Genomic DNA, 10,689 nt, shown 5'->3' on the forward strand with positions numbered 1-10,689 from the left:
GCGCGACCCGCAAAGGTCCCGAATTGGGTCAATCATTACCTTCCGTGTCGTGCCCCCCTTAAATGGTCGAGTGACTCAGATCGACCGCCGCGTCGCACTGCGTACGGGAGCGGGGGCCGCCCTCGCCGCCACCCTGGCCACGGGCTGCGCCGGGCGGGAGCCGGACGCCCCCGCCGCACCGGCCCGCCCCCCGGCCCCCGCCGCCCCGGTGAGACCCCGCGCCGCCCCCGCCCCCCGCCGCTACCCCGGACAGCCGCAGCAGATCCGGCACGGCCCGCGCGACCGCCCCCGGGTCGCCCTCACCTTCCACGGCCAGGGCGACCCGGCCACCGCCCGCGCCCTGCTCGCCGAGGCCGCCAGGGCCGGCGCCCGGATCACCGTCCTCGCCGTCGGCCGCTGGCTGGACGAGCACCCCGAGCTGGCCCGCCTGGTCCTCGACGGCGGCCACGACCTGGGCAACCACACCCTCAGCCACCGCGACGTCAACGCGATGTCCGAGGCCGAGGCGTACGCCGAGATCGACGGCTGCGCCCAGCGGCTGCGCCGGCTCACCGGATCCATCGGAAGCTGGTTCCGCCCCTCCCGCGCCGAGCTGGCCACCGAGCAGGTGGCCCGGCTCGCCCGGCGGGCCGGCTACCCGCACGTCCTGTCCTACGACGTCGACTCGCTCGACTTCACCTCGCCCGGCGCCGCCGCCGTCACCCGCACCGTCACCGACCGGATCCGCGGCGGCTCGGTCGTGAGCCTGCACTTCGGCTACGCCGACACCGTCGCCGCGCTGCCCGCCCTGCTCGACGAACTCGACCGCCGCGGCCTGCGCGCGGTCACCACCACGGAGCTGCTGAGCTGATGCCGCACCTGACCAAGCGCACCACCGCCCTCCTCGCCGGCGCCGCCCTCGTGCTCCTCGCGGGCTGCGGGACCGGCGGGGGCACCACCGAGGCCCGCGGCACCAAGGCCGCCGCGCCCCCGGCCGTGCCCAAGCCGGCCGCCGCACCCGGGCTGCCCGGGATGCCGCCGGTCCTCGACCCGAAGGACGTCTACGCCGCGGACCGGCCCAACGCCCTGTCGGCGGTGGCCAAGACCTTCCTGCCGCGGGTCTACGTGCCCAACACCGGCTCCGACACCGTCTCGGTGATCGACCCCGCCACGTACAAGGTGATCGAGACGATCCAGGTCGGCACCCAGCCGCAGCACGTGGTGCCGTCCTGGGACATGAAGACGCTGTGGGTCAACAACAACCGCGGCCACACGCTCACCCCGATCGACCCCACCACCGGGGTCGCGGGCAAGCCGGTCGAGGTCCACGACCCGTACAACCTCTACTTCACGCCCAACGGCAAGTACGCCGTGGTGATGGCCTCCATGGACCGCGAGCTGGTCTTCCGCGACCCGCGCACCATGAACCGGGTCAAGACCGAGCCGGTGTCCTGCTACGGCGTCAACCACGCCGACTGGTCGATGGACGGCCGCTACTTCATCGTCTCCTGCGAGTTCTCCGGCGAACTGCTGAAGGTCGACACCGAGAAGATGAAGGTCGTCGGGCAGCAGAAGCTGCCCTTCAAGGGCGCGATGCCGCAGGACGTGAAGATCTCCCCGGACGGCAAGACCTTCTACATCGCCGACATGATGGCGCACGGCATGTGGGTGCTGGACGGCGAGAAGTTCACCACGCCCCGGCTGCTGCCCACCGGCAAGGGCTGCCACGGCCTCTACGTCAGCCGCGACTCCAAGGAGATGTACGTCTCCAACCGCGGCGAGGGGTCCGTCTCCGTCTTCGACTTCCCGAAGAACAAGCTGACCAAGAAGTGGTGGCTGCCGGACGGTGGCTCGCCCGACATGGGCGGCGTCTCGGCCGACGGCAAGGTGCTGTGGCTGTCCGGGCGGTACGACTCCGAGGTGTACGCGATCGACACCACCACCGGCAAGCAGCTGGCCCGCATCCCCGTCGGCAACGGCCCGCACGGCCTCGCGGTCTACCCGCAGCCCGGCCGCTACTCGCTCGGTCACACGGGCATCTTCCGCTAGGACCCGCTGCCGGATGCGGGGGCCCGGGGCGCGCCGCCCCGGGCCCCCGCACCGCTACCAGAGCACCGGCAGCCGCTCCGGGAGGCGCTTGATGAAGCCGGTGCGCCACACCAGCTGCTCCGGCGGCACCGCGAGGCGCATCCCCGGCAGCCGCTCCACCAGCACCGCCAGCGCCGTCTCGGCGTGCAGCCGGCCGAGGCCGGTGGCCGGGCAGTGGTGGCGCCCGGCGCCGAACGACAGGTGCGGGTTGTCCGCCCGGTCCAGGTCCAGGCGGCCGGGGTCGGCGAAGACCGCCGGGTCGAAGTTGGCCGCCTCCACCAGGACCAGCACCAGCTCGCCCCGGCGCACCGTGACCTCGCCGAGGCGCACGTCGGCCAGGGCGATCCGGGGCAGCGCGTCGCCGATCGACAGGTTCCAGCGCAGCAGCTCGTCCACCGCACGGCCGATGCGCTCCGGACGCTCCCTCAGGTACCCGATCAGCTCCGGGTGCTGGAGCAGCGCGAGCACCGCGAGGACCAGGAACGCCGAGGTGGACACCGCGCCCGCGCCGAACAGCGAGACGGCCACCGTCGCCAGCGCCTCGTCGCTCAGGTGCGCCGACTCCGGGTCCCCGCGCAGCGCCGCCAGCGCCCCCAGCAGCCCGGTCGGGGACGGCCCGTTCAGCCGGTCGACCATGTAGCCGACGTCCTTGTACCAGTTGAGCCCCGCCCCCTCGAAGGGCTCCGGGCTGGTCATGAAGGCCACGTCCAGGCCCGCCATCAGCCGCCGCCGGTCGGCGTACGGCAGCCCGAGCACCCGGCAGTGCAGCGCCGCCGAGAACGGGTCGGCGAAGTCCGCCCGCAGGTCGGCGGGCGGGCCCTGCGCGAGGAGGTCGTCGACCAGCTCGTCGGCCGCCGTGCGCAGCCAGTCGGCCAGGCCCTCCTGGCGGGGGCTGAGGGCCTTCATCACGGCGCCGCGCAGCCCGGCGCTGTTGATGGTCCCCATGTTGTCGACGACCTCGGGCGGGATGTTCAGCGCGTACTGCCGCGGGACGCCCGGCGCGGCGGTGTCCTTGAGGCTGAACCGCTCGTCCTTGAGCACCCGTTCGGCCAGCGCGTGGGTGCTCACCAGCCAGGCGTCGTCGCCGGTGAGCGTGCGCACCCGGGCCACCGGGGCCTTCTCGCGCAGCACCGCGCACTCCTCGGGCAGCACGTCGCCGCGCCGGGACAGCGGGAAGTCCACGGCGTACGGGCCCGCTCCGGTCACCGTGCCCGCGCCCTCGTGCGTCCGCGCGCTCACGCGGCGGCCTCCGCGGGCCGGACCAGCGCGTACGCCTGGTTGCGCGCGGCGCGCAGGCCGCCGCCCTTGGCGTACAGCAGCTCGGTCAGCGGGATCGGCCGGTGGTAGCAGGCCAGTGAGGACGGCACCCCGAGGATGCCCGGGGTGTCCAGGAAGAACGGCAGCTCCGCCGCCACGTAGTCCAGGCAGGCGGCGCGCTGGGCCCCGGTCACGCCCCCGGGCCCGGCCTTCCCGGCCAGGAAGTGCTCCACCATCGCGTCGCAGCCCTTGCGGAACTCGTCGTCGGTCTCCAGGAAGTGCCGCACCCGGCGGTGCAGCAGCCGGTAGACGGGGTGGTCGGCGAAGTCGGACAGGGCGTGCACCCGGACGCGCGCGCCGGGCGGGCCCGCCGCCTCCACGCCGCCCAGCACCCGGCGGCGTACCGCCTTGAGCTCCTTGGCGGCGCGCCGCGCGGCGTGCTCGGGAGGGTGCCCGAGCGCCTCGAAGAGGGCCGCCACGTGCAGGTCGGCGTAGACGAAGTCGACGGCGGTGAAGCGCGCGGCGGCCCAGCGGGCCAGCTCCTCCACGCGGCGCGCGTTGAAGTAGCTGTTGCCGGGGGAGACGCCGATCAGGACGTGGTCGGCGTCCTCGCGGACGATCCGGCACGCGCGGGTGAAGGGTTCGACGATGAAGGTGCCCGAGGAGGTGACGGTGCCGGGGGAGGTGGCGGATCCGGGAGAACCGGGAGAAGGAGTCACTGAGGAATCACCTTTGCGCCGCATGTCCCTGGGAGCCCTGCGCTCCTGGTGTGGCGGCGACGGCATGAAGTTAGCGCCGGTGGGCGGAGCGTCACGGAGGTGACCGGCGGGTATGGCCGGAAGGCGGCCCGGCCCGTCCGAAACTCGGCTTCCGCCCTGTGGAAGTGGTGCGGGGGCGGCGTGGGGGCCGGGACGGACGGCGTCCGTACGGCAGCTAATCTGACCACCGTCAACAACGCAGCAAGCACACAAGGGGTGGGTCCCATGGTGGACGAGACTTCGGCGCGTACGGCCTTCGAGCGCTTCGACGCCGACGGCAACGGCCTCATCACGGCAGCCGAGTTCAAGAGCGCGATGGCGCAGATGGGCGACTTCAACGTCACCGAGGACGTGGCCCAGGCCTTCATCAACCAGCGCGACGCCAACGGCGACCACGAGCTCTCCTTCGAGGAGTTCTGGGGCTTCCTCGCCAGGCAGCAGGGCTGACGACGGGCCCCCGGCGCCGCCCCGCGCGGCGCCGGGCCTCCGGTCACGCCGAATCCGGGCGCGTCCGGGCGCGCTAGGACGCGTCGTCCAGGGCCGCCTCCAGGGTCGGGTAGGTCGGCAGCTGCCCCAGCAGCCCCGCGGTGCGCAGCACCCGCAGGAAGAACGGCCGGGCGCACACCACCCGCAGGTGCCCGCCCCGGTCCAGGACGCGCCGCCGGGCCCGGCACAGCAGCGTCAGGCCCGAGCAGTCGAAGAAGTCGACCCGGCCGAGGTCGACGACCAGCTCCAGGCCCTCGGCCAGGGTGAGCACGTCCAGGCAGGGCCCCAGGACGAGGGCCGCCTCGATGTCGATCTCCCCGCGCAGCTCCGCGACGGCGCGCCCCTGGGCGCGGTAGAGCCGGCCGTACGACTCGGGGAACGGGACACGTAGTTCAGAAGGCTCGAAAGCCAGCTCCTCGACCATGGTGCGACTCCTCGAACCGGTGGGATTCGGCCAGAGGCGCCAGGGGCCAGGGCGCTTGCGGGAGATCGTAGTCAGCCGGTGGGCGAGGGTGCGGGTGAAGAAACGTTAGTCGTATCGATAGAGCACTCGTACGAGTGAATTGGCGCGAAATCGCTTGACGCGCCGGGGCCCGCTCGCTCAGCACTCGATGATGTTCACCGCGAGCCCGCCGCGCGCGGTCTCCTTGTACTTCACGCTCATGTCGGCGCCCGTCTCCTTCATGGTCTTGATGACCTTGTCCAGGGAGACCTTGTGGCTGCCGTCGCCGCGCATCGCCATCTTCGCCGCCGTCACGGCCTTCACGGCCGCCATGCCGTTGCGCTCGATGCACGGGATCTGCACCAGGCCGCCGACCGGGTCGCAGGTCAGGCCCAGGTTGTGCTCCATGCCGATCTCCGCGGCGTTCTCCACCTGCTCGGGGGAGCCGCCCAGCACCTCGGCGAGCGCGCCCGCCGCCATCGAGCAGGCCGAGCCGACCTCGCCCTGGCAGCCGACCTCGGCGCCCGAGATCGAGGCGTTCTCCTTGAACAGCATGCCCACCGCGCCCGCCGCGAGCAGGAAGCGCACCACGCCGTCCTCGTCGGCGCCGGGCACGAAGTTCACGTAGTAGTGCAGGACCGCCGGGATGATGCCCGCGGCGCCGTTCGTCGGGGCGGTGACCACGCGGCCGCCCGCGGCGTTCTCCTCGTTCACCGCCATCGCGTAGAGCGTGATCCACTCCATGGCGTGCGCCTGCGGGTCGCCCTCGGAGCGCAGCTTGCGCGCGGTGGTGGCCGCCCGGCGGCGGACCTTCAGGCCGCCCGGCAGGATGCCCTCGCGGGACATGCCGCGCGCCACGCAGGCCTGCATCACGCGCCAGATCTCCAGCAGGCCGGTGCGGATCTCGTCCTCGGTGCGCCAGGCCTTCTCGTTCTCCAGCATCATCGCGGAGATGGACAGGCCGGTCTCGCGGGACAGCCGCAGCAGCTCGTCGCCGGTGCGGAAGGGGTACTTCAGCACGGTGTCGTCGGGCACGATCGGGTTCTCGCCCTCGACCGCGTCCTCGTCCACCACGAAGCCGCCGCCGACCGAGTAGTACGTCTTCTCCAGGAGCAGCGCGCCCCCGTCGTCGTACGCCGCCATCGTCATGCCGTTGGCGTGGTACGGCAGCGCCTTGCGCCGGTGCAGCACCAGGTCCGCGTCGAAGTCGAAGGCGATCTCGTGCACCCCGAGGAGGTTCAGCCGGGACTCCGTCCGGATCCGCTCCACCTGCTCGTCGGCGCCCTCCACGTCCACCGTGCGCGGCGAGTTGCCCTCCAGGCCGAGCAGCACCGCCTTGGGGGTGCCGTGGCCGTGCCCGGTCGCGCCCAGCGAGCCGAACAGCTCGGCCCGCACCGACGCGGTGTGCACCAGCAGCCCCTCGTTCTTCAGCCGGCGGGCGAACATCCGGGCCGCGCGCATCGGGCCGACCGTGTGGGAGCTGGACGGGCCGATGCCGATCGAGAACAGGTCGAAGACCGAGATGGCCACAGCAGTACTCCTTGGGGGTTTGGTAGACGCCGTTGTCTGCCGGGTGGTGCAGGAAGGCGGTGGGGCGCCGCGCTCACTGTCCAGTGTGCGCGGCGCCCCGGAAATCCGTACGAAACAAAGGGTACGAAACTACTTCAGGCCGGCGTACAGCGGGTGCTTCGCCGCCAGGGCGGTCACCCGGGCCTTGAGCGCCTCCGCGTCGTACGACGGCTTCAGGGCCTCGGCGATGACGTCCGCGACCTCGCGGAAGTCCTCCGCCCGGAAGCCGCGGGTGGCCAGCGCCGGGGTGCCGATGCGCAGGCCCGAGGTGACCATCGGGGGGCGCGGGTCGTTGGGGACCGCGTTCCGGTTGACCGTGATGCCGACCTCGTGGAGGCGGTCCTCGGCCTGCTGGCCGTCCAGCTCCGAGTTCCGCAGGTCCACCAGGACCAGGTGCACGTCGGTGCCGCCGGTGAGCACGTCCACGCCGACCGCCTTGGCGTCGTCCTGGACCAGCCGCTCGGCGAGGATGCGGGCACCCTCCAGGGTGCGCTCCTGGCGCTCCTTGAACTCCGGCGAGGCCGCGACCTTGAACGAGACCGCCTTGGCGGCGATCACGTGCTCCAGCGGACCGCCCTGCTGGCCCGGGAAGACCGCGGAGTTGATCTTCTTGGCCAGCTCCTGCGTCGACAGGATCACACCGCCGCGCGGACCGCCCAGGGTCTTGTGCGTGGTGGTGGTGACGACGTGGGCGTGCGGCACCGGGTTGGGGTGCAGGCCCGCGGCGACCAGACCGGCGAAGTGCGCCATGTCGACCATCAGGTAGGCGCCGACCTCGTCCGCGATCCGGCGGAACGCGGCGAAGTCCAGCTGGCGCGGGTAGGCGGACCAGCCGGCCACGATCAGCTGCGGGCGGGACTCCTTGGCGAGCGCCTCGACCTGGGCCATGTCGACCTGGCCGTCCTCGCCGACGTGGTAGGGCACCACGTTGTAGAGCTTGCCGGAGAAGTTGATCTTCATGCCGTGGGTCAGGTGACCGCCGTGGGCCAGGTTCAGGCCCATGATCGTGTCGCCCGGCTTCAGCAGCGCGAACATCGCGGCCGCGTTGGCCTGCGCGCCCGAGTGGGGCTGCACGTTGGCGGCCTCGGCGCCGAACAGCTCCTTGATGCGGTCGATCGCGATCTGCTCGACCACGTCGACGTGCTCGCAGCCGCCGTAGTAGCGGCGGCCCGGGTAGCCCTCGGCGTACTTGTTGGTCAGGACCGAGCCCTGGGCCTCCATGACCGCGACCGGAGCGAAGTTCTCCGACGCGATCATCTCGAGGGTGGACTGCTGGCGGTCCAGCTCGGCGTCGACGGCGGCGGCGACGTCCGGGTCGAGCTCGTGCAGGGGGGTGTTCAGAAGCGACATCGGATGATCCCTCGGGGGTGTAGGTCAGCCGGCGGTGAAGGCGGAGTACTCGTCCGCGGAGAGCAGGTCGTCCTGCTCGCCCGCGGTGCGCACCTTGAACAGCCAGCCGCCCTCGAACGGGGCGGTGTTCACGAGCGCCGGGTCGTCCACGACGTCCTGGTTGATCTCGGTGACCTCACCCGAGACGGGGGAGTACAGGTCGCTGACGGACTTGGTCGACTCCAGCTCGCCGCAGGTCTCGCCCGCGGTCACCGTGTCGCCGACCTCGGGGAGCTGGACGAAGACGACGTCACCGAGCGCGTTGGCCGCGTGCTCCGTGATGCCGACCGTCGAGACGCCGCCCTCGGCGTCCGACAGCCACTCGTGCTCCTTGCTGTAGCGCAGCTGCTGGGGGTTGCTCATGACCTGAATTCTCCTGTACGCGGGGCAGTGCTGGTGAACGGTGGCTGGGTGCGCGCGGTGTGCTCGGTACGCAGTGTCACTTCTGGCGCTTGTAGAAGGGCAGGGCCACGACCTCGTACGGCTCGTGCGTGCCGCGGACGTCCACGCCGACGCCCCCGGTGCCCGGCTCGGCCAGCGCGGCGTCGACGTACGCCATGGCGATCGGCTTGCCCAGGGTGGGGGAGGGGGCGCCCGAGGTGACCTCGCCGACGACCTCGCCGCCCGCCACGACCGCCATCCCGGCGCGCGGTACCCGGCGGCCCGCGGCGACCAGCCCGACCAGCTTGCGCGGGGCCTTGGCGGCGGCGCGCTCGGCCGCCTCGGACAGCGCGGCACGGCCGACGAAGTCGCCCTCCTTCTCGAACTTCACGACCCGGCCGAGCCCCGCGTCGAACGGGGTCAGCGCGGTCGTCAGCTCGTGCCCGTACAGCGGCATGCCCGCCTCCAGGCGCAGCGTGTCGCGGCAGGACAGGCCGCACGGGATCAGACCCTCGGGGGCGCCCGCGTCGGTCAGCGCCCGCCACACGCCCTCGGCGTGCTCCGGGGCCAGGAACAGCTCGAAGCCGTCCTCGCCGGTGTAGCCGGTACGGGCGATCAGCGCCGGCACGCCCGCCACGGTGCCGGGCAGACCCGCGTAGTACTTCAGGCCGTCCAGGTCGGCGTCGGTCAGCTGCTTGAGGATGCCGGGGGAGGCCGGGCCCTGCACGGCGATCAGCGCGTACGCGTCGCGGTCGTCGCGCACCTCGGCGTCGAAGCCCGCCGCGCGCGCGGCCAGCGCGTCCAGCACGACCTGCGCGTTGGAGGCGTTGGCGACCACCATGTACTCGCTCTCCTGGAGCCGGTACACGATCAGGTCGTCCAGGATGCCGCCGTCCTCCTGGCAGATCATCGTGTAGCGGGCCCGGCCCACGCCCACCGAGCCGATGTTGCCGACCAGCGCGAAGTCGAGCAGCGCGGCGGCATCCGGTCCGGTGACGGTGATCTCGCCCATGTGCGACAGGTCGAAGAGGCCCGCGGCGGTGCGCACGGCGTTGTGCTCGTCGCGCTCGCTGCCGTAGCGCAGCGGCATGTCCCAGCCCGCGAAGTCGGTCATGGTCGCGCCCAGCGAGCGGTGCAGGGCGTCGAGGGCGGTCAGGCGGGGGGAAGTGCTCATGGACAGGCTCCAGGGTCCCAGGGCATGACGGGCGAGGACGGTCCTCCCCATCTGTCATCGGAACCTGAGAGGTTCGCCGCGCGCAAAGCGGCTTGCACCTTGGGTGGAGCCGGCCGGCCGGAACCGGGGCTCGCTTTTCAGATCTGCCTCATCCACGCGGTACGGGGCCTGAGAGATTCAAGGGAGGAACTTGCTCCTTCGGCGCCCCCGCCGTGACTGCGGTGGGGGACTCTCCCGCGCGGATTCGAACGGCCTGTATGCGGTTGTCTGCGCGGGGAGCGCACGGATGCGCAGGCGCGCGCACATCATTGCACGCGGGTTCTGATCGGCACATCACTTGTGCCTCATTACCGTCTCTTTACACTGCGTGGGCAAGGGTCAGAGGACCCGACAGGGGGGAAGCGGATGGCGAGGCAGCGGTTCGGCGCGTACGTGACCATGGCGGCGGGGGTGCCCGCGCAGCGCACCCCGGTGACGGCGGCCCGCCCGGAAGCCGTCCTGCGCGACCTGCGCGGGCGCGGCGGGCGCTCCCCGCGGGCCCTGACCTTCGCCGAGGGGGACGTGGTCGTCGTCTCCGGGCTGCCCGGCAGCGGCAAGTCCACCCTGATGCGGCGCGCCGCCCGGGGCCGGTCCGTCGACTCCCAGGACGCCCGCGAGCGCTGGGCGGCCCGGCTGCCCCGCCTGCTGCCGTACGCCCTCTACCGGCCCCTGGTCCGGCTGGCCCACTACGCGGGCCTGCGCAGGGTGCTGCGCTCGGGCGAGAGCGTGGTCGTCCACGACTGCGGCACCCAGACCTGGGTGCGCAGCTGGCTGGCCCGCGCCGCCGCCCGCCGCGGCCGCGCCCTGCACCTGCTGCTGCTCGACGTCGCCCCCGACACCGCCCGCGCGGGCCAGCGCGAACGCGGCCGGGGCGTCTCCGGGTACGCCTTCGCCCGCCACCGCAGGGCGATCGGCCGCCTGGTCACGGAGGCGGAATCGGGCACCCTCCCCAGGGGCGTCACCTCGGCGACCCTCCTGGACAGGCAGTCGGCGGGCGCGCTGACGAGGATCGCCTTCAGACCGTAGCCCCCCGGCAGCATCCCGCCCCTCCGGAACCCCGCCCCACCCGGCCGCTCCCCTGGGGACGGTGCGGCCCCGCGCTGACAGAACGTGAAGGACTCCGAAAC

General features: G+C 72.6%; 11 protein-coding genes and 1 riboswitch. Of the genes, 4 read left to right on the forward strand and 7 right to left on the reverse strand.

Annotation, left to right across the window (positions count from 1 at the left end; translation table 11 throughout):
- Positions 1–70: 70 nt before the first annotated feature.
- Both ABT160_RS17535 and ABT160_RS17540 read left to right on the forward strand, forming a co-directional pair.
- Positions 71–850 (forward strand): polysaccharide deacetylase family protein, encoded by a 780-nt coding sequence (locus ABT160_RS17535; RefSeq protein ID WP_351648423.1) that lies wholly within the window; start codon positions 71–73, stop codon positions 848–850.
- Entirely contained in the window at positions 850–2,028 is a 1,179-nt protein-coding gene (locus tag ABT160_RS17540) for a YncE family protein (RefSeq protein WP_351648424.1), read from the forward strand. The genes ABT160_RS17535 and ABT160_RS17540 overlap by 1 nt, the downstream gene beginning before the upstream one ends.
- Before the next feature lie 54 nt (positions 2,029–2,082).
- Here the strand turns inward: ABT160_RS17540 and ABT160_RS17545 are convergent, their stop codons facing one another.
- Positions 2,083–3,306 carry a cytochrome P450 gene (locus ABT160_RS17545; protein ID WP_351648425.1) on the reverse strand — a complete coding sequence of 408 codons (1,224 nt, stop codon included), beginning with the start codon at positions 3,304–3,306 and terminating at the stop codon, positions 2,083–2,085.
- The gene (locus ABT160_RS17550) at positions 3,303–4,043 is read right to left on the reverse strand and encodes a tRNA-dependent cyclodipeptide synthase (RefSeq protein ID WP_351648427.1); all 741 of its coding nucleotides are present in this window, start codon (positions 4,041–4,043) and stop codon (positions 3,303–3,305) included. Before ABT160_RS17550 ends, ABT160_RS17545 begins: the two co-directional genes overlap by 4 nt.
- A 264-nt stretch (positions 4,044–4,307) precedes the next feature.
- Here ABT160_RS17550 and ABT160_RS17555 point away from each other — a divergent pair, with 264 nt between their 5' ends.
- Entirely contained in the window at positions 4,308–4,529 is a 222-nt protein-coding gene (locus tag ABT160_RS17555; protein ID WP_351648428.1) for an EF-hand domain-containing protein, read from the forward strand.
- Between the two features lie 73 nt (positions 4,530–4,602).
- Here ABT160_RS17555 and ABT160_RS17560 read toward each other — a convergent pair whose 3' ends face one another.
- The 5 genes from ABT160_RS17560 to gcvT form a co-directional block, all read right to left on the reverse strand.
- Positions 4,603–4,992, reverse strand: coding sequence for an STAS domain-containing protein (locus tag ABT160_RS17560; protein ID WP_351648430.1), 390 nt, complete (start codon positions 4,990–4,992; stop codon positions 4,603–4,605).
- A gap of 177 nt (positions 4,993–5,169) precedes the next feature.
- A complete protein-coding gene (locus tag ABT160_RS17565; RefSeq protein ID WP_351648431.1) occupies positions 5,170–6,540 on the reverse strand; it encodes an L-serine ammonia-lyase in 1,371 nt (456 codons plus the stop codon).
- 129 nt (positions 6,541–6,669) lie between these two features.
- Positions 6,670–7,929: a serine hydroxymethyltransferase gene (glyA, locus tag ABT160_RS17570; RefSeq protein ID WP_351648433.1), complete on the reverse strand. Its 1,260-nt coding sequence runs from the start codon at positions 7,927–7,929 to the stop codon at positions 6,670–6,672.
- Between the two features lie 24 nt (positions 7,930–7,953).
- The gene (gene gcvH, locus ABT160_RS17575; RefSeq protein WP_351648434.1) at positions 7,954–8,331 is read right to left on the reverse strand and encodes a glycine cleavage system protein GcvH; all 378 of its coding nucleotides are present in this window, start codon (positions 8,329–8,331) and stop codon (positions 7,954–7,956) included.
- Positions 8,332–8,407: 76 nt separating this feature from the next.
- On the reverse strand, positions 8,408–9,523 hold the full coding sequence (gene gcvT / locus ABT160_RS17580; protein WP_351648435.1) for a glycine cleavage system aminomethyltransferase GcvT: 1,116 nt from the start codon (positions 9,521–9,523) through the stop codon (positions 8,408–8,410).
- 147 nt (positions 9,524–9,670) lie between these two features.
- Positions 9,671–9,770, reverse strand: a riboswitch (glycine riboswitch).
- Between the two features lie 158 nt (positions 9,771–9,928).
- On the opposite strand from gcvT, the gene ABT160_RS17585 reads away from it, so the two are divergent.
- The gene (locus ABT160_RS17585; protein ID WP_502984250.1) at positions 9,929–10,588 is read left to right on the forward strand and encodes an AAA family ATPase; all 660 of its coding nucleotides are present in this window, start codon (positions 9,929–9,931) and stop codon (positions 10,586–10,588) included.
- Positions 10,589–10,689: the final 101 nt, after the last annotated feature.

Origin of the sequence: Streptomyces sp. NPDC001941 (assembly GCF_040296945.1) — a bacterium.
In the GTDB taxonomy this organism is placed as follows: domain Bacteria; phylum Actinomycetota; class Actinomycetes; order Streptomycetales; family Streptomycetaceae; genus Streptomyces.

Coding starts and splice junctions, on each gene's coding strand:
- ABT160_RS17540 (WP_351648424.1), top strand. CDS start 850: ATGCCGCACCTGACCAAGCGCACCACCGCCCTCCTCGCCGGCGCCGCC.
- ABT160_RS17555 (WP_351648428.1), top strand. CDS start 4,308: ATGGTGGACGAGACTTCGGCGCGTACGGCCTTCGAGCGCTTCGACGCC.
- ABT160_RS17560 (WP_351648430.1), bottom strand. CDS start 4,992: ATGGTCGAGGAGCTGGCTTTCGAGCCTTCTGAACTACGTGTCCCGTTC.
- glyA (WP_351648433.1), bottom strand. CDS start 7,929: ATGTCGCTTCTGAACACCCCCCTGCACGAGCTCGACCCGGACGTCGCC.
- gcvH (WP_351648434.1), bottom strand. CDS start 8,331: ATGAGCAACCCCCAGCAGCTGCGCTACAGCAAGGAGCACGAGTGGCTG.
- gcvT (WP_351648435.1), bottom strand. CDS start 9,523: ATGAGCACTTCCCCCCGCCTGACCGCCCTCGACGCCCTGCACCGCTCG.
- ABT160_RS17585 (WP_502984250.1), top strand. CDS start 9,929: ATGGCGAGGCAGCGGTTCGGCGCGTACGTGACCATGGCGGCGGGGGTG.